This window comes from Stenotrophomonas sp. 05N423 (assembly GCF_056397145.1).
In genome coordinates, this window is the sequence record NZ_JBFTMV010000003.1 from 172,817 (window position 1) to 192,789 (window position 19,973).

Below are 19,973 nucleotides of genomic sequence, written 5' to 3' on the forward strand. Positions count from 1 at the left end.
CGTAGTTTTCCTACAACCGCCTGCGGCAGACCGCTACATCTAATGGCGCAGTTTTCCTAGCCAAGTCTCTCCTGCCACGCACAGGCGCCATCGCGCCCCACGCCACCGCGCGCGCTACCCTGTCGCCCCTGCATCGCCTGCGCATTCCCCTCCTTCCGTCCATGACCGCTTCTTCCCACCGCGTCCAGGGCCTGGCCAACGACGAAGTACCCGCCGACTGGCCCGCCATCAGCGGGCGCGAGATCGCCTGGCTACGCGGGCGCTTCCCGCAACTGGAAGGCGTGGACGCCGCGCTGTGGCACAGCCCGAGGCCGCTGTCGGCGGCGGCCCTCGTCGAAGGCGCGGTGGGGCGCCTGTTCGTCAAGCGCCACCACCACAGCGTGCGCGACGCGGCCACGCTGGGCGAGGAACACCGCTTCATCGCGCACCTGGCCGCTGACGGCGTGCCGGTGGTGCAGGTGCTGCGCGATCGCGATGGCGCCACGGCGGTCGAGCACGAAGGCTGGACCTACGAATTGCACACGCTCGGCATCGGCGAGGACCTGTACCGCGACGCGGCGTCATGGACGCCGCTGACCGACGTCGCCCAGGCGCGCGATGCCGGGCGCATGCTGGCGCGCCTGCACCAGGCCGCCGCCAGCTACCACGCGCCGCAGCGCGGCACCCACCTGCTGGTGGCGCGCGACGACCTGATCCGCAGCCACGATCCCATCGCCGTACTCAAGGCCGACCTCGGCAACCGCCCCGGCCTTGCCCGCTATCTGGCGCGCATCCCATGGGAAGAACAGTTGCGCCATACCGTGCTGCCATGGCACGCGGGCCTGCGCGAACGCCTGCAGGCCGAGCCGCGGCTGTGGGCGCACAACGACTGGCACATCTCCAACCTGCTCTGGCGCGACGGGGCGGTGAGCACCGTGCTGGATTTCGGGCTTGCATCGCCCACCAGCGCGCTGTTCGACCTGGCCACCGCCATCGAACGCAACGCGGTCGCCTGGCTGGAACTGGAACGCGGCGCGCAGGCCGTGCGCATCGACATCGCGCTGGCCCTGCTCGACGGCTACCGGCAGCGGCTGCCGCTGTCGCCCGCGCGCGTGCACCTGCTGGCCGACCTGCTGCCGGTGGTGCACCTGGATTTCGCGTTGTCCGAAGTGGAGTACTTCGAAGGCATCACCGGCTCCACCGCGAACGCGGACGTGGCCTGGCAACCCTTCCTGCTCGGCCATGCGCAGTGGTTCCGCAGCGCCGACGGCCAGGCACTGCTGGCCGCGCTGCACGCCGCCGCCTGAATCCGCCGGCAAGCCAACGCACGGCATTTGTGGTTCAATGCGCCCCTGAAGCGGGGGTGCCTGGGCTTGTCCAGGCTGAGAGAGTCCCTTGGAACCTGATCCGGTTTGCACCGGCGTAGGGAGCTTTGAGCAGCAGGCACACCGCCTTCGTGGCCGGTCGCGCGTGCGCGCCTTCGCTTCGTCTCCCCCACGGCTGATGACGAAACGAATGAACCGCTGCCACCGAATCTCGCTGTTGACCGCCGCGCTGGCCGCGGCCCTGCCGCTGCACGCCAGCCCCCTGGACACCGCCGCCGAGCGCTCGCCCACCGAGCTGTCCACCGTGCGCGTGCAGGCCAAGCAACCCGGCGCCAAGGACACCCAGTCCAACAGCTTCGGCAGCGGCGACTGGAAGAACACCCCCGCCTCGATCAGCGTGCTGGACCGCGACCTGCTCGACCAGCGCGTCGTGCGCAGCCTGTCCGAACTGGCCGCGAACGATGCCTCGCTGGGCGACAGCTACGCGCCGGTGGGCTACTACCAGAACATCGCCATCCGCGGCTTCGCGCTGGATACCGCCACCGGCTACCGCTTCAACGGCCTGACCCTCGCCGGCGAACAGCGCCTGGCGCTGGAGAACGTGCAGCAGGTGGAGATCCTCAAAGGCGAAGCCGGCCTGGCCGCCGGCGTGATCGCCCCGGGCGGCGTCATCAACTACGTCGGCAAGCGCCCGGCCGAAGTGCGCACCGTCACCCTCGGCACCGACGCGGAAGGTTCGCGCTATGCCGCCATCGATGTCGGCCACTGGCTGACGCCGCGCTTCGGCGTGCGCTTCAATGCCGCGTGGGATGACAGCAATTCGTACATCGACCATGCCGATGGCCGCCGCAACTTCTACGCGCTGGCCACCGACTGGCTGATCGGCGAGCGCGGCAAGCTCGAGGTGGACGCCAACTACCAGACCAGCGCGCAGCGCTCGGCCTCGGGCTACCAGCTGCTGGGCGCCACCGCACTGCCGCGCCGCGTGGACCGCAAGCAGATGCTCGGCTACCAGCATTGGCAAAAGCCGGTAGGCATCGACAGCACCAACCTCACCGCGCTGCACACCTACGATTTCAGCCCGGCGTGGCAGTCGCGCGTGTCGGCCAGCCACAGCCGCTCGGTCATCGACGACAACGTCGCCTTCGCCTACGGCTGCTACTACACGGCCGGCTGCGCAGACGGCAGCGTGCCGGGCAACTACTTCGCGCCCAACGGCGACTACGACATCTACGACTACCGCAGCCCGGACGACACCCGCCGCAACCAGCAGCTGCGCGCCGAACTGCGCGGCCGCTTCGCCACCGGCGCGGTGGAACACCAGCTGATGGTCGGCGCGGACTACTTCCGCCGCAGCGTGGACAAGCGCCGCAACGTCAACGAGTACGTCGGCACCGGCAACATCCACGACCGCGACGTGCCGCAGTTCGAGCCCTCGCCGCGCGAGCCCGGCCCGTCCGTGCGGCGCCTGGACAGCCGCCAGAAGGCGCTGTTCGTGCTGGACCGCGTGCGTTTCGCCGACGACTGGCAGTGGCTGGCCGGCGGCCGCTTCGTGCGCCTGGACGAGCGTGCCTGGGACAAGCGCGGCAATCCTGAGCGCGAGAGCCGCATGTCGCATTTCCTGCCGCAGACCGCGCTGATCTGGAGCGCCAACGCGCAGCTCAACCTGTACGCCAGCTACGTGCGCGGCATCGCGCTCGGGCAGGAAGCGCCATTCTGGACCAGCAACGAAGGCAACTTCCTGCCGTCGGTGCTGTCGCGCCAGGTCGAGGTCGGCGCCAAGTACATGCCCAACGACGCGCTGACCCTGAGCGCGGCGCTGTTCCGCATCAGCCGGCCGTTCCAGTACGCCAAGCCGGACGACAGCGACTACGGCTACACCTTCGTGCAGCAGGGCCAGCAGACCCATACCGGCCTGGAACTGAGCGCGCGCGGGCGCGTAACCGACAACCTGCAGCTCACCGCCAGCGCCAGCGTGCTGCGCGCGCGCGCGCACGACACCGGCACGGCGGCCTACGAAGGCCACCCGCTGATCAACGTGCCCACCACCCGCGCCAGCGTGCATGCCGACTACGCGCTGTCGTTCGTCGCCGGGCTGGGCCTCACCGGCGGCTGGCGCCATGCCTCCTCCAACGTCGCCACCGCCGACGGCCGCGTGCGCGCGCCCGGCTACAGCGTGGTGGACGCCGGCCTGCGCTTCCGGCATGAACTGCAGGGGCACGCACTGGACTGGAACCTGTCGGTGGACAACCTGTTCAACCGCTTCTACTGGCGCGACACCGGCAGCAGTTCCGGCGACTACTACCTGTTCCCCGGCGCCCCGCGCCAGGCGCGGCTGACGGTCACCCTTGCGCTATGAACCCGGCGATCCTGGAATGGTCGGCGGTCATCGCCAGCGCCCTGGGCGTCTGGCTGATGGCGCAGCGGCGCATGCTCGCCTGGCCGGTGGGGCTGGTGTCCGTGGGCCTGTACGCGCTGGTGTTCTTCGAGGCGCGGCTGTACTCGGACATGCTGCTGCAGGGCGCGTTCGCCGCGTTCCTGGCCTACGGCTGGGCCAACTGGCACCGCCAGGACAAGCCCGATGGCCGCGTCGCCATCGCGCCGCTGGCAATGGAGGCCTGCGCCCGCGACCTGGGCATGGGCGTGGCGTTCGGCCTGGCCCTGGGCGCGGCCATGCACACCTGGACCAACGCCGCATTGCCATGGCTGGACGCCCTGCTCGCCGCGCTCAGCCTGGTGGCGCAGTGGTGGCAAGCACGCCGCCACGCCGCCGCGTGGTGGCTGTGGATCGGGGTGGACGTGGTCTACGTGGGCATGTACGCGGTGAAATCGCTGCATGCCACCGCGGCGCTGTATTTGGTGTTCGTGGCGCTGGCGGCCACCGGCCTGCGTGCGTGGAGGAAGGAGCAGAAGCGCGCTCGGGATCACGCGCCGGCATCACTTCCCTGACTCCATCAAACGCCCTCGGTTCCCGACGACCATCGAAGCATGGATGGCCGCCGGCGGGCGACAGGCCGCAATGGTCGGCACAAGGAAGAGTGCCGGTACTCCGATGGAGCCTGCGCTCAGTGTTCCTGTTCGCAGTGCAGCTCGACGCGGTTGCGGCCAGCGTTCTTGCCGCGATATAGCGCGACGTCGGCCTGCTGCATGGCCTGCTCCAGGAAGGCCTCCCCGATGAAGCCATGCGAGACGCCGATGGTCACCGTGCAATGCAACCCCTCCCTGCGGGTTCCCGGCGACATGGACTTCTGCTCGATGGCGCTGCGCATGCGCTCGGCCACGCGCAACGCGGACGCGCTGTCGGACTCCACGCAGATGGCGACGAACTCCTCGCCGCCCAGCCGGCAGACCAGATCGCCCTTGCGTACCGCACCGCGCAGGACGTCGGCAATCCTGCGGAGCACGGCGTCGCCGACATGGTGGCCGTGGCTGTCATTGATGTTCTTGAAATGGTCGACATCGATGAGCAGCAGGTGCGCGGTACCCGCTTGCCGCTGGAAGTGGGCGTCGAGTGCCGCATCCAGGCCGCGGCGGTTGAGCAGCTGCGTCAGCGGGTCGCGGGCCGCCATCGCACGCAGGTCGTCGCTCAGGCGCCGCAACACCAGCCACACGATCGACGGCGGCAGAATGGTCGCCAGCGAGCACATGTAGACGTAGAAGACCATCTGGAACGGGCTGTCCATGTTCAGCGCTTCCAGCCCGCCACCGAGCAGCTTGGCGAACTTCATCGCGTTGAGCACGCAGATGCCGCTGATCAGGCTGGCGAACAACAGCATCTCCCCGCGCAGGTCGCGCGCGAAGGTACGCATGCCATGGGCCAGCACCAGCGCCATGCCCGCGAACAGCACCGCGCAGGCAGCCGCGAGCAGCGCGTGGCGCCCCACCGGCCCCCAGACCCACTGCGCCAGCACCTGCATGACAGCGTAGCCCAGCGCCACGGCCAGCAACGGCCGCAGCAGCGGCGTCGAACGCCCGAAGAAACGCGCCCCACCCAAGCAGTACGCCACCGGCGCGCACAGCGTGAGCGTGTGGTTGGTCACGCTCATCCAGCCCCAGCCCTGTGCCCCCTCCAGCAGCTGCAGCACATACGCCCCGCCCAGCATCAGGTTGCCCACCGCGAACACGTCCATCCCCATCCGGTCGCCCTGCAGACGCCGGCTGATGAGCAGGAACATCACGGCAAAGCACAGCAGGTGGACGCAGAGCATGCCGACCAGGAGGGTTGCGATCATCAGGCAGTTCGAAGTTGGAGGGCGAAACCGGAGGCAGAGGCGAATTTCGGATTGCCCCGGTGAAGCATCTCCGTTTGCCGTATTGGACGTATGCGCACACAGGCCGCGCGCCGTGATGGCGGACGCAATGCGTGCAGCGCCGCAACCGTTATCGGCGCGCGCAGGCATTTTTTGAACGCCCGCGGGAAAACCCGGGCCAGGAAAAACCGGGGCAGAGGCGGGTTTCTGCGAACACCGACATGCGCGCTGGGAATGGACGCGGGCACCACAGGTTCACACACGCTGGAACGCCCAGTGAGCACGCCAGCCGGCCAGTCCCGAATCACCGGAAGGGGGCCGTTGCTTCTGAATCAACCCAGGAATCGTAAAGAAACCAACCCACCCAAACCCCTGATCCCCACCAACACCCTTTCCAGAACAATAACTTGAAAACCAACCAAGGCTTCACTATCGTCTTAAAATCGTAAAGAAACAAACCCATCCCATGCCCCGCCCCCCAGCCGCCACATCCGCCGATCTACTTGCCCTGCTGCGGGAAGGCGACCCGGTGCCCGCAGGCGTACTGACCGAGCGACTCGGCATCACCCGCCCGGTGCTGGCCCGGCTGGTAGCCGAAGCCGGCAACCAGGTGCTGCGCATCGGCAATGCCCGCGCCACCAGCTACGTGGCCCGTGCCACTGGCAACACCAACGCATGGCCGCTGTTCCGCATGCGCGCCGATGCGACGCTGGAAGAACTCGGCACGCTGCACGCGTTGCGCGGCGACCGCTTCCACTTCCAGCCCTCGGGCAAGTGCCCCAACCTGACGCGGCCGGTGGATGCCGTCAGCGGGCACTTCCCCGGCCTGCCATGGTTCCTCGACGACCTGCGCCCGCAGGGCTTCCTTGGCCGCACCCTCGCCCATCGCCTGGGCCGGCAACTGGGCGTGCCGGAAGACCTGGCCCGCTGGCAGGTACGCGACACCCTCACCGCCATCCTCCACGGCGGTACCGGCATCGGCGACCTGCTGCTGGGGCAGTTCGCCGTCGAGCGCGCCCTTGCCGAACTGGATGCCCCCAGCGATGCGGTCACCCCCGCGCAACGTGCCCAGCGCTACCCGGTGTGGGCGGGGGAGGCTCTGGCGGGCGAGGAAATCGGCTCGTCCCCGGGCGGCGAACAACCCAAGTTCACCGCCACGGTGGACGCCGGACACAGCCGCTACGCCGCACTGGTGAAGTTCGCCCCGCTCGATGAAGGCCAGGCCGCACGGCGCTGGGCCGAACTGCTGGCCTGCGAACACCTCGCCCTGAACTGCCTGCGCGACGCTGGCTTCGATGCCGCCGAATCGGAACTGATCGAAACCGACGGCCACACCTTCCTCGAAGTGCGCCGCTTCGACCGCACGCCCGGCACGCTGGGCAGGCGAGGCTTCGTCTCGCTGCTGGCACTGGACGCCGCGTTCATCGGCGAAGGCCCACGCGACTGGGGCCTGGCCGGCGAACAACTGCTGGCGCAGCGCTGGATAGAACGCGGCACCGCCGACGACATGGCCCGCCTGCACTGGTTTGGCCGCTTCATCGGCAACAGCGACATGCACCTGGGCAACCTCGGCTTCCACCTGACCGGCACCGGCCCGCTGCCCCTGTGCCCTGCTTACGACATGCTGCCCATGTACCTGGCCCCCTCGCGCACCGGCATCGTGCGCCCGGCCAGCCCGCTGCCACTGGCCGCACCGGCCCGCGGCGGCCAACTGCCCCACATTGCATGGGCCGCAGACGCCGCGCTGCGCTTCTGGCGTGCCGTGGCCGACAGCGACCACATCACCTCGCCCGAATTCAACCGGCTCGCCGGAGAGAACCATGCGGTCGTGGAGACGTTTGCGCGCAGGTTTGCGGGGTAGCGGCTTGTATGCCGCAGCAAGCAATATGGAAGCGGACATAATCCTCGCGTCAGGTCAGGGAACGCCCTTCATGCAAGAAGTAGCCCGCATGTTTCCGAGTAAAGGCAACTGGAGCAACGAACAACTCAAGCTTGCCTTCCACCTTTATTGCCAAACGCCCTTCGGCAAGCTGCATAGCCGCAACCCGCAGATCATTGAACTGGCCAGGCTCATCGGCCGCACGCCTGGCGCGCTGGCAATGAAATTAGTCAACTTCGCCAGCCTTGATCCGTCGATCACGGACAGTGGGCGTAGGGGCCTAAGGGGCGCTTCGGCGCTGGATCGCCAGGTATGGAATGAATTCCATGCCGATTGGGGGCGGCTGGCCGTGGAGTGTGAGCAGCTTCGCGCCGCGCTGTCGGAAGCAAAGGACGAGGTAGCCACCCGCCAAGCAATCGATGAGGATGATTTCGCACTAGACGACTACAGCGGCAGCACGCGCCATACCGTCGTGCAGCAGCGTATCAAGCAAGCCTTCTTCCGCCGCACGGTACTAGCCAGCTACCGTGGCCGCTGCTGTGTCTCCGGCGTTAGCGATGCGCGCTTGCTGGTCGCTAGTCATATCGTTCCTTGGCGGCAGGACAAAGCCAATCGGCTTAACCCAAGTAATGGACTGTGCCTTTCCGCACTCCATGACAAAGCATTCGACCAGCATCTCTTCTCACTGACTGATGACCACCGCATCGTGCTATCGGCAGACCTGCGGGCCAGCAAGGACACCTTTCTACGTGAGGTTTTCTGGCCTGCCGAGGATCGCCAGATTGAACTACCTGACCGCTTCCGGCCTGGGGTGAATTTCATAAGTAGCCACCGGGAAACGATGCTGAAAACACCAGCGCGCCACGCCAATTTCTAGCCCCCTCTCTTCAATCCTTCCGGAAATGGAGTTCCATGAAAGTGATCAAGAAATTGCTGGGCCTGGACGCAACCGATCTTATCGGCGTTCTTGCGGCAGGGGCGGCCGTACTGACCACTGCGCTTGGCTACTTCCTGGCGGCGACGAAGGCAGAATGGTGCCCCTGTACCCGCGCACTAGTGGCCTATGGCATTGGGTTCTGGACAGCCATGTTCCTTCACCTCGTTGCTGAAACGATCAAGAACCCGCGTGCAGTGCTTGGCTGGCTGCTCAATTCCCTTGGACAAGGCTTTATAGACCGCTTGTTTGCGGCGTTCTTTATGGTGCTGGGCCTTGGACTTGGCATTCGGGCAGTGAGTGCCCCTATCGCCGCAGAGGCCCCCTTGCCGGTCGCGGTGGGAGTTGCCTTGCTGCTTGCTTCCTTCTTCTACAGCGAGTTCACCTTGCCTTCTTACAAGCGCACGTGAGTTGCCGGCCTACAGGGCCAGCCGGCTTCTGTATGGATGCCGCGCTTTCCATTCCTAGCCAGCAGGCAACTCGATCACCAGACGCCCCTCCTGCGCGGTGATGCGCAGCTTCGCCCCGATGGCAAAGCCCAGTTGCTCAAGCCACAGGCCACTCAGGCGCAGATGTGGAACGGCCTGGTCGCCGCTGTGGTCGTAAGCGCCGGCGTAGTGGGTGTAACTGACGGTGCATTGCCGGGGCCGGCGTGGGCGGCGGGGTGCGCTCAGGCTGCCGGGGCGGGTGGGGAGCGGGTCGGGTTGGAGGTCGGGTGGCGGCAGGGGCGGCAAGGCGTCGAGTAGCGCTTGCACCAGTGTGCGTGCATCGCGGCGGGCCGGCCGCTTGGCGGTTGAGGCGACGGATGCGCGGCGGCGGCTCATGGGGCCTCCTGCGTGTCGCTGGTGGATTGGGCCAAACAGCTGCACTCACGCAGGGCGACATTGATGCGCATGGACAGGCTGCGCAGGCATTGCGCTAGTACGCCGGGCTGGCACAGCAGGTGCGCGGTGAGATCGTGGTTGCCCTGCTCGGTGGCCGACAGTGCGGCCAGCCGCTGCATGACGTCGCCCACTTCACGCAGCAGGGCGTGGGCGCCCTCGGGCAACAGGTAACCCGGCGCGGGGGCCGGCGGGGATGGTGCGGTGTACATGGCAACGCCCTCCTGGAATACGCCAAGTACCGCCGCCCGAAGGCGACGGGATGTCGGGAGGTTCGAAACCGCAGAGAGCCGGCGGGCGTATTTCCCCGAAGGGTGTTGTATTAGCCGCCCTCCCGACGCAGGCATCGCGTCGGCTTGTGCCCGGAGGATTGGGCACAAAAAACCCACCGGTTTGACGGAGGTGGGTACCGCTCTCTGAGGAGTTTCGACGCTCCTTGGGGGCGAGAGTGCTACCACTCTGGCGGGATGTCAACATTGGCGTAGAAAAATCAGCAATATAAAGAAAAAAACCGATGCTGCATCGCCTTAAAATCTGACAAAAGCATATCAATTATTGAATGCCGAGCTCATTCTCCAAGCCCCACAACTTCACGCAATAGAGTCTTCCCGCATGCCCATACCGAACCTGTCGACAAGGCTCAAACCTTAGGACATCTGATTTCTTTATCACCTCAATCGCCATACCACCATAGACAACGCACATTTCGCTACCACAGCCTATCAAGATGGACACAGAATCCATCCGAACGGCCATAAGAAAACCCTTCTTATCATGCTCAAGATCTTTTAGCCTCGCCAACCAACTAGCCCCATCCTCTTTCCCCAATGCAAGCGCCGGCCCGACTAGGATTAGAACCAAAATAACTCCACCTACGACAAAGCCAGCAAAGCCCACTGTAAGGAACGCAACTTTTTCAAAAGCATTTTCAATAAATTTAGCCACGCCAACTTTCCGACGCAATCGTAGTCGCTGACTACTTAGCACTTTACGCTTGACCCAAAGAATCTTCGCGTAACAAAACATCAGCCACCGAGGCAGCCAAAAACGAAACATAATAAGTACAAACATTGCAACGACAAGCAGTAAGATCGCAGAACTAGTCCACCTACTTGCGACTACGGACAAAAACGAATTTATCACCCCAATAACGCCCAACTTCATCAGCTCAATACTACTGTACCCCAATGATCCATCACTGACACCAAAGGCCGTCCACAGCCCCTCTGCATACGCCCAGCCAATAAAATAAAGCCCTGGCGCACCAACCACCACCAATTTAGAAATTAAATCCAAAGCAACTATAGCTTTTGTATTTGACTGCCCACCCATATGAACTCCAAATAGCGCCTCATCCATAGATGAAAAGTAATTCGTCCAAGCTGAATTAATCGCACGCGCGCGTAAGGCTCACATCTGCCGAGGCGGAGCTGCAGCGACTATCAATACCAGCGGATCAGAAGAGCAATTAAATTTCCAAATCCAATTCCAAATAAAATATCCACAATAGACTTATGCCCAACCGACTCATTAAGCCAATTACATCCACAACTAATTATTTCTCCCCGAAAACCATTTCTCAGCTGTTGATACAAGTGGAATTTCTTGCACGACAGATCCATCAGCACTAAGTGATGGCCTGGCATCTTGCTCACGCCTATACAAGAGCCGGGTCCTCTTCCCATCTAGAAAGCTGATGCTCCCCCCCCTTAGCACTCCGAATGGAAGCAATGAACTAGCCACACCAAAGCCGGGAATGAGCTTAAGTACCATCCGCTCATCCGGATATCTGACCCCAGCGGAAAGAACTTGGCAGGAATCCGCAGCTTCAACGCCTAGCATGTCCACTGGAAAGTCGCAAAGTGTAGCGGCGTGGAAAGAGAGATCAGAAGCTGAGTCCCCTCGATAGGTGGGCCTACCCACCACATTTAGCAACTCACGCCCTAACCATCGGGCTCCAAAGATCCGCGCCCAGTTCTTTACAGGCACCCTGACTCGACTTAATGCGGCTGCACTACTGCCCCATACAGAGATATATGCGATAAGCATTCCACCAGCATTTGGCGCAACAGAGATCCTCACATCAAGTAGTTTTTGACGTTCATCGAGATGCTCCATCATGTATTGAAGATGATCTCCAAATTTACCGAAGCCTCCAGTCTCGTCTTGAACTTCCATTCCATATAATAATGATGCATCGAGAGCTTCTGGATTTTCGTAATAAATACCGAAGTTCGTAGGGTATCCCAGCCTACTCTCAGGACTGGAAAGCATAAGACTCGCCCCCTGATCAAGCCTTCCGTCAGGGAAACTAGGATTAACACCCAAGCGGTCAAAAATGAATAATGCAATTTGACTATTGAGGTCAATCGACGCCTTGCCGTAGCCTTCCAAAACAGCGGATGACACCAAGTACTCCATGATAGATCGGTGTGCAAACTTGCACCAACCGTCATCTGTACGATTTAGAAGTGAGCGACCAGTAAGAAACTCTTTTCTTATAGGGATTTTCCACTGTTCAGCCAGTATCGCAAGCTCATCTCTCGAGCAATATTCCCCCCCGCGAACATGGCGGTTCTCATAGATATCCAGAGCTAGTTTTTTTGAAAAATCAAGGAGCGGCCCACCCTTTACCCACCTAGACTCTCGCCTTACCCAAGCGGACACAATCGCCTGATAAATGTCCGCCTGACTCATCAAGTTTTCGCGATTCTCATTTTCGAGCACATCGGAAATATGAGCCAACAGCATAGGGCGCATAACTAGAGAGGGGACTCTAGCAATCATCGCCTTAGCTCTTCCCCGCCTAGCCATATTTTTCGCCCCAGGAAATGCGGTCCGCAGATATTTACGCACTCTCTTTACATCAAAGGGGGCAATGTATATTTTCGAAAATTCGTATTCTTTAGAGAAGCCCAATGGCGTCGGGCCAACGCGCAACGCACCAGTTGCGACAGGAATATCTTTATCTGACGCAAAAAATTGGCTTCTGCAACTAATTACAACGGACCTAAACGAAGATGTAATGCCAATAATTACGTCAAGTCTTTTAGTAACACCTTCAAAGACAAGAGGATCCTCATCAAAGGCATCCATGAGCAGGATTGTTTCGGCATGACGATCTAGAGGAATAGCCTTAATCTCATCCAAGTATCCAGACTTCGATAGAGAAACCAACGCAATAGATAGCTTTTTACGGCCCAGCTTGTTCCTCCTCCTATGGAAATAGTTGATAAGGAATGTGGTCTTACCCATCCCGCAATCTGCAAAAATAAATACGTACTTGCTGCTGCAGCCAGCAAATATCAGCCTATCTAGCATTGTGAAAAGAGGCTCTCTCCGAATCGCCAAAGCATCCACCAGATCAAGGCGAGTACTAGGATCTGTCATCATCCCCTCCTGATAGACATATCCAGACAGCGCAGACTGAACCTCCTCTCGACTAAAGGATATCGATGAGGCGTATCCTTTATACGCACGGCGTTGAAACTGAGAAATCACCCAAGGCACTGACCTACCCACAACCGCGGGCACCGCCGTGACCACTGCAATGATCAATCCGATCTTAAGTTCATCAGTATCGAATAGGCGGATTATGTTCTGCATCCAATCAACACCCATACACCGCGCCCCCATGATGTGATGTAATGCCAATCACTTGAATAGAATCCTATATCATCAATTGGAAAACAAAAAAGGGCGGCCTTGTAGGCCGCCCTTTTGCGATTGCATGTAAGCCCTAGCTATCAAACCCCAACAGGGTTCGCCTTCTCCGGATCAATGTTGTACTGCTTGATCGCCCGGCCCACGTCCTTCGCGGTCATCTTGCCATCCTTCGCCAGCGCCGCGATGGCGGCGTGGGCGATGTAGTAGCGGTCCACTTCGAAGAAGCGGCGCAGGTTGGCGCGGGTGTCGGAGCGGCCGAAGCCGTCGGTGCCCAGTACCGAGTAGGTCATCGGCACGAAGGCGCGGACCTGGTCGGCGTAGGCGCGCACGTAGTCGGTGGCGGCGATGGCCGGGCCTTGGCGGCCTTCCAGCAGCTGGGTGACGTAGGGCTTGCGCGGCTCGGCTTCCGGGTGGAGGCGGTTCCAGCGCTCGGCGTCGAAGCCGTCGCGGCGCAGTTCGTTGAAGCTGGGGCAGGACCAGATGTCGGCGGTGACGCCGAAGTCCTTGTCCAGCAGTTCGGCCGCGGCGATGGCTTCGCGCAGGATGGTGCCGCTGCCCAGCAGCTGCACGCGCAGTTCGCCCTTCTTGGGCTTGCCGGCGTCGGTGAGCAGGTACATGCCCTTGATGATGCCCTCGGCTGCACCTTCCGGCATGGCCGGGTGGGTGTAGTTTTCGTTCATCAGGGTGATGTAGTAGTACTCGTCGATCTGGTCTTCCATCATGGCCTTGGTGCCATGCTGGAGGATCACGGTGACTTCGTAGCCAAAGGTGGGGTCGTAGCTGCGCACATTCGGAATGCCGCCGGCCACCATGTGGCTGAAGCCGTCCTCGTGCTGCAGGCCTTCGCCGTTGAGCGTGGTGCGGCCGGCGGTGCCGCCGAGCAGGAAGCCGCGGGTACGCATGTCCGCCGCCTGCCAGGCCAGGTCGCCCACGCGCTGGAAGCCGAACATCGAGTAGTAGATGTAGAACGGCAGCATGGGTACGTTGCTGACCGAGTAGCTGGTGCCGGCGGCCATCCACGAGGCGATGGCGCCCGGCTCGCTGATGCCCTGCTGCAGCACCTGGCCGCTCTGGTCCTCGCGGTAGTACATGAGCTGGTCGGCGTCGACCGGCTTGTACTTCTGGCCGTACGGGGCGTAGATGCCGATCTGGCGGAACAGGCCTTCCATGCCGAAGGTGCGGGCTTCGTCGGCTACGATGGGCACCAGGCGCGGGCCCAGTTCCTTGTCGCGCAGGCTGATGTTCAGCGTCTGCACGAAGGCCATGGTGGTGGAATAGGTGCGCTCGCCCGAATCCTTGAGCAGGCGCTCGTAGGTCTCGAGTTTGGGGGCGTTGAAGGATTTGTCGGCCTTCTGGCGGCGCTGCGGCAGGTAGCCGCCCAGCGCGGCGCGGCGCTCCTGCAGGTACTGCACTTCCGGCGAATCCGGGCCCGGGTGGTAGAACGGCACCTGGCCGTCCTTGAGCTGTTCGTCGGTGACCGGGATGTTGAAGCGGTCGCGGAAGTGGCGCACCGCTTCGTCGTCCAGCTTCTTGGTCTGGTGGGTGGGGTTGAGCGCCTCGCCGGCGCTGCCCATGCCGTAGCCCTTGACCGTCTTGGCCAGGATGACGGTGGGCATGCCCTTGGTGTTCACCGCCTGGTGGTAGGCGGCGTACACCTTGTGCGGGTCATGGCCGCCGCGGTTCAGGCGCCAGATGTCGTCGTCGGACAGGCTGGCCACCATGGCGGCGGTTTCCGGGTACTTGCCGAAGAAATGCTCGCGCGTGTACGCGCCGCCGAAGGCCTTGCAGTTCTGGTATTCGCCGTCGACGGTTTCCATCATGAGCTTCTTGAGGACGCCGTTGGTGTCCTTGGCCAGAAGCGGATCCCAGTAGGAGCCCCACAGCAGCTTGATGACGTTCCAGCCGCCGCCGCGGAACACGCCTTCCAGTTCCTGGATGATCTTGCCGTTGCCGCGCACCGGACCATCCAAGCGCTGCAGGTTGCAGTTGACCACGAAGATCAGGTTGTCCAGGCCTTCGCGGCCGGCCAGGGCAATGGCGCCCAGGGTTTCCGGCTCGTCGCTCTCGCCGTCGCCGATGAAACACCACACCTTGCGGTCGGATTTTTCGATGAGGCCGCGGTTTTCCAGGTAGCGCATGAACTGCGCCTGGTAGATGGCCGCCAGCGGGCCCAGGCCCATGGACACGGTGGGGGTCTGCCAGAAGTCCGGCATCAGCCACGGGTGCGGGTAGGACGACAGGCCGCCGCCGTCCACTTCCATGCGGAACTTGTCCAGCTGCTGCTCGCTGATGCGGCCTTCCAGGAAGGCGCGCGAATAGATGCCCGGGGCGCTGTGGCCCTGGATGAACAGCAGGTCGCCGGGGTGGTTTTCACTCGGGGCGCGCCAGAAGTGGTTGAAGCCCACGTCATAGAGCGTGGCGCCGGAGGCGAAGGAGGCGATGTGGCCGCCCAGGTCGCCGGGCTTGCGGTTGGCGCGCACCACGGTGGCCATGGCGTTCCAGCGGATGATGGAACGGATGCGCCATTCCAGCTCGGCGTTGCCGGGGCTCTTGGCCTCCAGCTGCGGCTCGATGGTGTTGACGTATTCGGTGGTGGGGGAGAACGGCAGGAACGCGCCCGAACGACGGGTCAGTTCCACCATGCCTTCCAGCAACTGATGCGCGCGCTCGGGGCCCTCGACATCGATAACGGCCTTCAACGACTCGATCCACTCCTGGGTTTCCAGGGGGTTCGGGTCGTTGTTCAGCACTTCATTCAACCAGTTCATTGGCGCTCCCAGGTACGGCACGCACGCGCGCGCTTGTTCAGTAGTTTTGAGCCGCAAAGTGTAGCGCACCCGCCCGCCCGCGAAGCTGGCTACGGCTGCGTATGGCCTTGCAGATCGCGGTGTCTGGCGGACAGGAGGCGACAGGCCGATGGCCGTTGACGGGACACTGGCGGACAGGCGCGAAGCCCCTGCCCGCCTTGGTGCGGCACGTTGTCCGTGGAGCGGTACCACTACCCCGTCGAGGCATTGCCGGCCCAGCGCCACCGGGTGGCGCCCAGCGCTGCAGAACAACGTGTTCCCCACGGATGCGGGGGGCTGGCCCCGTCCGGCGCCACGGAGCACGGCTACCCTCCATCGCCCGCCGCGCGGCAATGCTGGCGAGGCGGCAGGTCAGCACGATGACAGTCGCCCGGCCCGTTCATCTGCCCGGTTTGCGCCGCCCTGGTTTTCAATATATCGTCTTGAGCAAATTCGATATATCGAAATCATGCCGCCCGCGCTGCCGCCACCTTCCCGCCAACGCCCCGCCGCGCGCCCACTCGGCCGCGGCGACCTGCGCCTGCTGCTGCTGGCGCTGCTAGCGCAGGCGCCGCGCCATGGCTATGAGCTGATCCAGCTGGTCAGCGAGATGTTCATGCGCGTGTACACGCCCAGCGCCGGCTCGGTGTATCCGCTGCTGGCCGATTTCGAGAAGCAGCGTTGGGTGGCGGCCGAGGAGGACGGCGGCCGCAAGCGCTACCGCATCACCGCGATCGGGCAGGCGCAGCTGAAGCTGCGCGAGGCCGACGTGGAGGCGGCGCAGCTGCGCGCCCGCCATAGCGCGCGCGCCATCACCAAGGCCAGCCTGCCGCCGCCGGTGCGCGAGGCGATGCACCGGCTCAAGAAGTCGCTGGTGCTGCGCAATGGCCGCTGGCAGGACATAGACGCCGAGCGCGTCGCCGCGCTGCTGGACCAGGCCGCCGCGCTGGTGCGCCAGGGCGACGCCGACGCCTGATCCTCTTCTTTTCCCCACGACCCAGCCAGACGCCTCCAGCCAGGTCACCCCGGCGCTTCGCGCCAACTGACCCCAGGTATGCCCATGTCACTGCATGAAAACCGACTGATCCGCCTCACCCCACGCTTCCGCCAGCTGCAGGTGCTGCACAGCGAGCGCCTGACCCCGAACATGCAGCGCATCGTGCTCGGCGGCGACGCGCTGGAAGGCTTCGAGAGCCCAGCGCCGGACGACCACGTCAAGCTGTTCTTCCCCAATGCCGAGGGCGTGTTCGTGCTGCCGGAGCTGACCGAGCAGGGGCCGCGTTACCCGGAAGGGCAGGCACCCTCGCCCGCCCGCGACTACACCCCGCGCCACCACGATGCCGAAGCCGGCGAGCTGGTGCTGGACTTCGTGCTGCACGGCCACGGCGTGGCCTCGACCTGGGCAGCCAACGCACAGGTGGGCGATGCGCTGGTGGTGGCCGGGCCGCGCGGTTCGCACCTGGTGGCCGACGACTACGACGCGTATGTACTGATCGGCGACGAGACCGCGCTGCCGGCCATCGCGCGGCGCCTGGCCGAGCTGCCGGAACACGCGCAGGCCGAGGTGCTGATCGAGATCCCCGAGGAAGGCGACCGCCAGCCGCTGCCCAGCGCCGCGCAGGTGCGGGTGTCGTGGCTGGAGCGTAACGGCTTCGACGCGGCCAGCAGCACCCTGCTGGAGGATGCGCTGGTGGATTTCGAGGCACCCGATGGCGATGCGTATTACTGGATCGCGCTGGAATCGCGGCGCGCGCGGATGATGCGCAAGTTCGTCGAGGGTCACCTGCAGGTGCCCAAGGACTGGATCCGCGCCACCGGTTACTGGAAGGCGCATCCGGACGAGGCCGAGTGAGCCGGCATGGTGTCGTGGCGCAGTGCGGCCACGACGCCGGCGTGATCCGCCGCTGCTATGCTCGCGGCAGTCAATCCGGTCGCCTGTCATGACACCACGCCCCCTTCGCCCGCTCCTCGTTCCCGCCACCGCCGTGCTGCTCGCCGTGGGCCTGGGCGGCTGCCTGACCACGCCTGGCCCCACCGTGTCCGGCGACGGCCGTTGCGATGCCTCACGGTCGCAGTGGGCGGTCGGCCAGCCCGGCGACGAGGCGAACATCCGCCGCCTGAAGCAGGAAAGCGGTGCCGGCCTGCTGAACCCGATCGGCCCGGCCACCGTGGTCTCGCGCGATATCCGCCAGGACCGCCTGCGCGTGTTTCTCGACGCGCACAACGTCATCACCGCGGTGCGCTGCGAGTAAGCGGCGACGTCCCTGTGGGACGCGGACGATGAAAGGCCCGCCCATGGCGGGCCTTCGCGCCTGGGCGATGCGACAATCGCATCCAATCACGACGAAACAGGCGGCAACGTGGGCAAGCTGACGATGGCGGCAATGGACACCCTGCGCGAACGCGTGGCCGACGATGGCCGCTGCGATGCGGTGCTGGCGGGCTTCGAGCGGCCGCTGGCGCTGCGCGAGGCGCTGCGTGCGCTGGTGCAGGCGCAGCATCAGCTGCTGCAGGCCGAGCATGAAGTCGCGCAGGTGGCCGATGTGCTGCGCCGCGACCAGAAGTACGCGCCGGCCGGGCGGCCGTCGATCCATATCGTGCAGCTGCGCAAGCAGCAGGCGGCGGCCAGGCAGGTGATGCTGATCGCGCGGCAGCGGCTGGCGCAGGTGGCGCAGACCTTCGTGCAGGCCAGCGGGCTGGCGGTGAAGGCGAAGCAGTCGCCGAGCGAGGCGGTTGCCACGTGGTTGCAGGCGCTGCGCTGATCCACCGGTGCCGGAGCGCGAAGCGACGCGCTCCACGACAGTCATGAAAAAGCAGAAGGCCCGCCAATGGCGGGCCTTCTGTTGTTGCGTCAGGCAATGTGCCTAGCCGCAGGATTACTCGGCCTTCGGAATCGAGGCTTCGGTGGTGATGCGCACCTTGACCTCGTCGCTCACGGCCGGGGCGTAGGCGCCCACGCCGAAATCGCTGCGCTTGAGCGTGGTGGTGGCGTCGAAGCCCACCGACGGCACCTTCATCATCGGGTGCTCGCCGGCGCCGTTGACGGTGACGTCCAGGGTGACCGGATGGGTTGTGCCCTTGATGGTCAAGTCGCCGGTGACGGTGAGCTTGTTGGTGCCGGCCGCTTCGACCTTGGTGCTCTTGAAGGTGGCGGTCGGGAACTTGGCGGCGTCGAAGAAATCGGCGCTGCGCAGGTGCTCGTCGAACTTGGCGGTGAAGGCGTTCAGGCCCGCCAGCGGCAGGGTCACTTCGACGCTGGACTTGGTCACGTCGGCGGCGTCGTAGACCAGGGTGCCGTCGGCCTGGCCGAAGTGCGCGGTCGGGTTGGAGAAGCCCATGTGGGTCCACTGCGCCAGCACGTCGGTGTGGCTCGGGTCGAGCTTGTAGGTGCCGGAGGCGACTTCGATCGGCGCCACTTCGGGAGCAGCCGGGGCCGCCACTTCGGTAGCGGCGGTAGTGTCGGCCGGAGCAGCCGGGGCAGCGCTATCGGCCGGCTTGGAGCAGGCGGTGATGGCGGCAGCCAGGGCCAGCGGGAGCAGCAGCTTGGTGACGGTGGACATGGGTATCTCCTGTGGATGCGGATGAGAGGGCTGGAGCGTTTTCAGCTTACCGGTGCCGGGTGATGGCAGCGGGTGGAGCGGTCAGGCAATGCGCGCGGCTTCGTCGAAGGACAGGCGCGGCAGGCGCGGGAACACGCCGGCCGGATCGCCATAGCCCAGGTTGACGAGGAAATTGGACCTGATGGCGGTGCCGGCGAAGAACGCTTCGTCGACCTTGGCGTTGTCGAAACCCGACATCGGGCCGGCATCCAGCCCCAGCGCGCGCGCGGCCATCATCAGGTAGGCGCCCTGCAGGCTGCCGTTGCGGAAGGCGGCTTCATGGCGGCCTTCCCGCGGGCCGTCGAACCAGGACTTGGCATCGGTGTGCGGGAACAGGTACGGCAGCTTTTCGTGGAAATCCTCGTCGTAGCCGACGATCACCGTGACCGGCGCGGCCAGGGTCTTGGCCAGGTTGCCCTCGGACAGCGCCGGGGCGAGCTTCTGCTTGGCCTCGGCCGACTTCACGAACACGAAGCGCGCCGGCGTGGAGTTGGCCGCGGTCGGGCCCCACTTCAGCAGGTCGTACAGCGCGCGCAGTTGGCTGTCCTCGACCGGGCGGTCCTGGAAGGCATTCTGGGTGCGCGCGGTGCGGAACAACTGGTCGAGCGCGGCATCGGCAAGAACATCAGACATGGAAACTCCGTGATGGATTGGCTACGGTCGTGGCCTTGTGC

The 19,973-nt window shown here is 64.1% G+C and carries 18 protein-coding genes and 1 riboswitch; of the genes, 10 read left to right on the plus strand and 8 right to left on the minus strand.

Annotation, left to right across the window (positions count from 1 at the left end; translation table 11 throughout):
- Positions 1–161: 161 nt before the first annotated feature.
- From AC1DGW_RS07130 to pnuC, 3 genes are all read left to right on the plus strand, one after another.
- Positions 162–1,286 carry a phosphotransferase enzyme family protein gene (locus tag AC1DGW_RS07130; RefSeq protein ID WP_478021016.1) on the plus strand — a complete coding sequence of 375 codons (1,125 nt, stop codon included), beginning with the start codon at positions 162–164 and terminating at the stop codon, positions 1,284–1,286.
- Positions 1,287–1,328: 42 nt separating this feature from the next.
- Positions 1,329–1,425: riboswitch (TPP riboswitch) on the plus strand.
- A gap of 69 nt (positions 1,426–1,494) precedes the next feature.
- Complete coding sequence (locus AC1DGW_RS07135; protein WP_478021018.1) at positions 1,495–3,663, plus strand: TonB-dependent siderophore receptor; 2,169 nt, start codon at positions 1,495–1,497, stop codon at positions 3,661–3,663.
- On the plus strand, positions 3,660–4,253 hold the full coding sequence (gene pnuC, locus AC1DGW_RS07140; RefSeq protein WP_478021020.1) for a nicotinamide riboside transporter PnuC: 594 nt from the start codon (positions 3,660–3,662) through the stop codon (positions 4,251–4,253). The genes AC1DGW_RS07135 and pnuC overlap by 4 nt, the downstream gene beginning before the upstream one ends.
- Before the next feature lie 116 nt (positions 4,254–4,369).
- Here pnuC and AC1DGW_RS07145 read toward each other — a convergent pair whose 3' ends face one another.
- On the minus strand, positions 4,370–5,536 hold the full coding sequence (locus AC1DGW_RS07145) for a GGDEF domain-containing protein (protein ID WP_478021022.1): 1,167 nt from the start codon (positions 5,534–5,536) through the stop codon (positions 4,370–4,372).
- A 484-nt stretch (positions 5,537–6,020) separates the two neighbouring features.
- Between AC1DGW_RS07145 and yjjJ the strand changes: the two genes are divergently transcribed.
- From yjjJ to AC1DGW_RS07160, 3 genes are all read left to right on the plus strand, one after another.
- Positions 6,021–7,415, plus strand: coding sequence for a type II toxin-antitoxin system HipA family toxin YjjJ (yjjJ, locus tag AC1DGW_RS07150; RefSeq protein ID WP_478021024.1), 1,395 nt, complete (start codon positions 6,021–6,023; stop codon positions 7,413–7,415).
- A gap of 70 nt (positions 7,416–7,485) precedes the next feature.
- Positions 7,486–8,310: an HNH endonuclease gene (locus AC1DGW_RS07155; protein WP_478021026.1), complete on the plus strand. Its 825-nt coding sequence runs from the start codon at positions 7,486–7,488 to the stop codon at positions 8,308–8,310.
- A 35-nt stretch (positions 8,311–8,345) separates the two neighbouring features.
- A complete protein-coding gene (locus AC1DGW_RS07160) occupies positions 8,346–8,777 on the plus strand; it encodes a hypothetical protein (protein ID WP_478021028.1) in 432 nt (143 codons plus the stop codon).
- 54 nt (positions 8,778–8,831) lie between these two features.
- Here AC1DGW_RS07160 and AC1DGW_RS07165 read toward each other — a convergent pair whose 3' ends face one another.
- From AC1DGW_RS07165 to aceE, 5 genes are all read right to left on the minus strand, one after another.
- Positions 8,832–9,191, minus strand: a complete 360-nt coding sequence (locus AC1DGW_RS07165; RefSeq protein ID WP_478021030.1) for a SymE family type I addiction module toxin — start codon at positions 9,189–9,191, stop codon at positions 8,832–8,834.
- Positions 9,188–9,460, minus strand: coding sequence for an XAC0095 family protein (locus tag AC1DGW_RS07170; RefSeq protein ID WP_478021032.1), 273 nt, complete (start codon positions 9,458–9,460; stop codon positions 9,188–9,190). The genes AC1DGW_RS07165 and AC1DGW_RS07170 overlap by 4 nt, the downstream gene beginning before the upstream one ends.
- A gap of 340 nt (positions 9,461–9,800) precedes the next feature.
- Positions 9,801–10,607 (minus strand): hypothetical protein, encoded by an 807-nt coding sequence (locus AC1DGW_RS07175; RefSeq protein WP_478021034.1) that lies wholly within the window; start codon positions 10,605–10,607, stop codon positions 9,801–9,803.
- Positions 10,608–10,799: 192 nt separating this feature from the next.
- Positions 10,800–12,854, minus strand: a complete 2,055-nt coding sequence (locus AC1DGW_RS07180; protein ID WP_478021036.1) for an NACHT domain-containing protein — start codon at positions 12,852–12,854, stop codon at positions 10,800–10,802.
- A 140-nt stretch (positions 12,855–12,994) separates the two neighbouring features.
- Positions 12,995–15,682, minus strand: a complete 2,688-nt coding sequence (gene aceE, locus AC1DGW_RS07185; protein ID WP_478021038.1) for a pyruvate dehydrogenase (acetyl-transferring), homodimeric type — start codon at positions 15,680–15,682, stop codon at positions 12,995–12,997.
- Positions 15,683–16,169: 487 nt separating this feature from the next.
- On the opposite strand from aceE, the gene AC1DGW_RS07190 reads away from it, so the two are divergent.
- The 4 genes from AC1DGW_RS07190 to AC1DGW_RS07205 all read left to right on the plus strand — a co-directional run bounded on the left by AC1DGW_RS07190 (position 16,170) and on the right by AC1DGW_RS07205 (position 18,462).
- Positions 16,170–16,676, plus strand: coding sequence for a PadR family transcriptional regulator (locus AC1DGW_RS07190; protein ID WP_478021040.1), 507 nt, complete (start codon positions 16,170–16,172; stop codon positions 16,674–16,676).
- Positions 16,677–16,760: 84 nt separating this feature from the next.
- Positions 16,761–17,552, plus strand: coding sequence for a siderophore-interacting protein (locus tag AC1DGW_RS07195; protein ID WP_478021042.1), 792 nt, complete (start codon positions 16,761–16,763; stop codon positions 17,550–17,552).
- An 88-nt stretch (positions 17,553–17,640) separates the two neighbouring features.
- A complete protein-coding gene (locus AC1DGW_RS07200; RefSeq protein WP_478021044.1) occupies positions 17,641–17,952 on the plus strand; it encodes an I78 family peptidase inhibitor in 312 nt (103 codons plus the stop codon).
- A gap of 108 nt (positions 17,953–18,060) precedes the next feature.
- Positions 18,061–18,462, plus strand: coding sequence for a hypothetical protein (locus AC1DGW_RS07205; protein ID WP_478021046.1), 402 nt, complete (start codon positions 18,061–18,063; stop codon positions 18,460–18,462).
- Positions 18,463–18,576: 114 nt separating this feature from the next.
- Here AC1DGW_RS07205 and AC1DGW_RS07210 read toward each other — a convergent pair whose 3' ends face one another.
- On the minus strand, positions 18,577–19,260 hold the full coding sequence (locus AC1DGW_RS07210) for a YceI family protein (protein WP_478021048.1): 684 nt from the start codon (positions 19,258–19,260) through the stop codon (positions 18,577–18,579).
- A gap of 81 nt (positions 19,261–19,341) precedes the next feature.
- Complete coding sequence (locus AC1DGW_RS07215; RefSeq protein WP_478021050.1) at positions 19,342–19,932, minus strand: malonic semialdehyde reductase; 591 nt, start codon at positions 19,930–19,932, stop codon at positions 19,342–19,344.
- Between the last annotated feature and the right edge of the window lie 41 nt (positions 19,933–19,973).

What these genes read in the sequence shown, in the direction of transcription:
- AC1DGW_RS07210 (WP_478021048.1), bottom strand. Translation starts at nt 19,260, where the DNA reads ATGTCCACCGTCACCAAGCTGCTGCTCCCGCTGGCCCTGGCTGCCGCC.
- AC1DGW_RS07165 (WP_478021030.1), bottom strand. Translation starts at nt 9,191, where the DNA reads ATGAGCCGCCGCCGCGCATCCGTCGCCTCAACCGCCAAGCGGCCGGCC.
- AC1DGW_RS07190 (WP_478021040.1), top strand. Translation starts at nt 16,170, where the DNA reads ATGCCGCCCGCGCTGCCGCCACCTTCCCGCCAACGCCCCGCCGCGCGC.
- AC1DGW_RS07175 (WP_478021034.1), bottom strand. Translation starts at nt 10,607, where the DNA reads ATGGATGAGGCGCTATTTGGAGTTCATATGGGTGGGCAGTCAAATACA.
- yjjJ (WP_478021024.1), top strand. Translation starts at nt 6,021, where the DNA reads ATGCCCCGCCCCCCAGCCGCCACATCCGCCGATCTACTTGCCCTGCTG.
- AC1DGW_RS07135 (WP_478021018.1), top strand. Translation starts at nt 1,495, where the DNA reads ATGAACCGCTGCCACCGAATCTCGCTGTTGACCGCCGCGCTGGCCGCG.
- AC1DGW_RS07160 (WP_478021028.1), top strand. Translation starts at nt 8,346, where the DNA reads ATGAAAGTGATCAAGAAATTGCTGGGCCTGGACGCAACCGATCTTATC.
- AC1DGW_RS07200 (WP_478021044.1), top strand. Translation starts at nt 17,641, where the DNA reads ATGACACCACGCCCCCTTCGCCCGCTCCTCGTTCCCGCCACCGCCGTG.
- AC1DGW_RS07215 (WP_478021050.1), bottom strand. Translation starts at nt 19,932, where the DNA reads ATGTCTGATGTTCTTGCCGATGCCGCGCTCGACCAGTTGTTCCGCACC.
- AC1DGW_RS07180 (WP_478021036.1), bottom strand. Translation starts at nt 12,854, where the DNA reads ATGCAGAACATAATCCGCCTATTCGATACTGATGAACTTAAGATCGGA.
- AC1DGW_RS07145 (WP_478021022.1), bottom strand. Translation starts at nt 5,536, where the DNA reads ATGATCGCAACCCTCCTGGTCGGCATGCTCTGCGTCCACCTGCTGTGC.
- AC1DGW_RS07195 (WP_478021042.1), top strand. Translation starts at nt 16,761, where the DNA reads ATGTCACTGCATGAAAACCGACTGATCCGCCTCACCCCACGCTTCCGC.
- AC1DGW_RS07170 (WP_478021032.1), bottom strand. Translation starts at nt 9,460, where the DNA reads ATGTACACCGCACCATCCCCGCCGGCCCCCGCGCCGGGTTACCTGTTG.
- pnuC (WP_478021020.1), top strand. Translation starts at nt 3,660, where the DNA reads ATGAACCCGGCGATCCTGGAATGGTCGGCGGTCATCGCCAGCGCCCTG.
- aceE (WP_478021038.1), bottom strand. Translation starts at nt 15,682, where the DNA reads ATGAACTGGTTGAATGAAGTGCTGAACAACGACCCGAACCCCCTGGAA.
- AC1DGW_RS07130 (WP_478021016.1), top strand. Translation starts at nt 162, where the DNA reads ATGACCGCTTCTTCCCACCGCGTCCAGGGCCTGGCCAACGACGAAGTA.
- AC1DGW_RS07155 (WP_478021026.1), top strand. Translation starts at nt 7,486, where the DNA reads ATGCAAGAAGTAGCCCGCATGTTTCCGAGTAAAGGCAACTGGAGCAAC.